The 1,353-nt window shown below is 38.4% G+C and carries 1 protein-coding gene; it reads left to right on the top strand.

The window, feature by feature from the left end; genetic code table 11:
* Nucleotides 1-100: 100 nt before the first annotated feature.
* A complete protein-coding gene (locus F3H12_RS13145) occupies nucleotides 101-1,150 on the top strand; it encodes an IS6 family transposase (protein WP_149679761.1) in 1,050 nt (349 codons plus the stop codon).
* The last annotated feature ends 203 nt before the right edge of the window (nucleotides 1,151-1,353 follow it).

Genomic DNA, 1,353 nt, shown 5'->3' with positions numbered 1-1,353 from the left:
TGGTCTGTTAACTTAATAATAAAAATGAGACCTGAAACGCCTCTGGTATAATGGAATCGCCAAAAACACATTACCTCCCAGAAAGGAGCGTTCAAGTCTCATGATTATTATACCATCTAGCGTAGTATGTCCAAGGTGTTTTTCGAAATATCTTTACCGTTTTGGTAAGGACAAGGAAGGATTTCAAAAATATCAGTGTAAACGATGTAAACGCCAGTTTGCTCCTGATAATCCACCTTCCAATTCTCGGACGAGAAATCAAAGAAAATATCCCGATTGTCCCGTTTGTGGTAAAGCAACCTTCCTTCACCATGACTATACTTATTACTCAAACTTCCGTTGTTGTGATAAAAATTGCAACCATTCTTTTCGAGTTCCCAAACTCATTAATGTTGATCCACCTTCTTCTGAATTAAAGCCTGAATCATTTTCTCTTAAAGGTATGCGACATCCCCTACATATTGTCCTTCATGCACTGACTTACTACTTCTGTGGAAATTCAACAACCCGGAAAGTCGCTCAAACTTTGTACTTGGTTCACCAGATCAAGGTTTCTCATGTAACTGTTTCTAAATGGATTAAGCGCTTTGCTCCGGTATTTAAGAAAATTGCTGATGACAGGCTTTTGGGGATTAATCTTTGCGATTCCGATGAATGGCATTTCGATGAAACATATATCAAAATTGCTGGCAAAGATTATTACCTCTGGCTAGCCTTTGATGCAGAAACAAGAATGGTTCTTGATTTCCATCTTTCTCCCAATCGTGACTCAAATTCTGCTCATACCCTTTTAGCTAATTGCAGAAGAAAGTTTGGACAACCCTGTCATGCTGTCATTTCCGACAGATATTTTGCCTATCAGCAGCCTGCCTCTTTGTTCTTTCCACAAGCAGAACATATACGTGTTGAAAACTTTGATGCCTTAATCAATAACAATGTTCTTGAGGCTTTTAATGGGCAATTTAAAGCTTGGTACAAGCCTAAAAGAGGTTTTAATTCATTTGAATCCGCCAATAGACTTATTGCTACTTACATCTTCTTCTACAACTTCATCCGACCTCATTCCAGTCTCAATGGTCTCACGCCAGCTCAAGTCGCTGGAGTCAACTACTCGGAAAAAGAACGGCTATTCTGGCTTTTGGTAGCTTGAGTAATATTCAGATTTCAATGTTCATTCCGTCCTGTACTATATCAGGACTATTTGTGCTGCTCTAATTATTTTTTCAAGGCTTGCACGTCTCTTTTTTTCGTGCTATTTTACACTTAGTCGTTTCCATTTGTAGGTTTTTTCTTTTTTTAAACTTACCAGAAGCCTTTCAGGCCTCATTTCTTTCATACTAAGTTAACAGAGCC

It is taken from the genome of Thermoclostridium caenicola, assembly GCF_900142095.1.
Lineage (GTDB): Bacteria > Bacillota > Clostridia > DSM-8532 > DSM-8532 > Thermoclostridium_A > Thermoclostridium_A caenicola.
The sequence above is the reverse complement of the archived record's forward strand: the minus strand, read 5'-3'. Positions and strand labels throughout refer to the sequence as shown.

What these genes read in the sequence shown, in the direction of transcription:
- F3H12_RS13145 (WP_149679761.1), top strand. Translation starts at nt 101, where the DNA reads ATGATTATTATACCATCTAGCGTAGTATGTCCAAGGTGTTTTTCGAAA.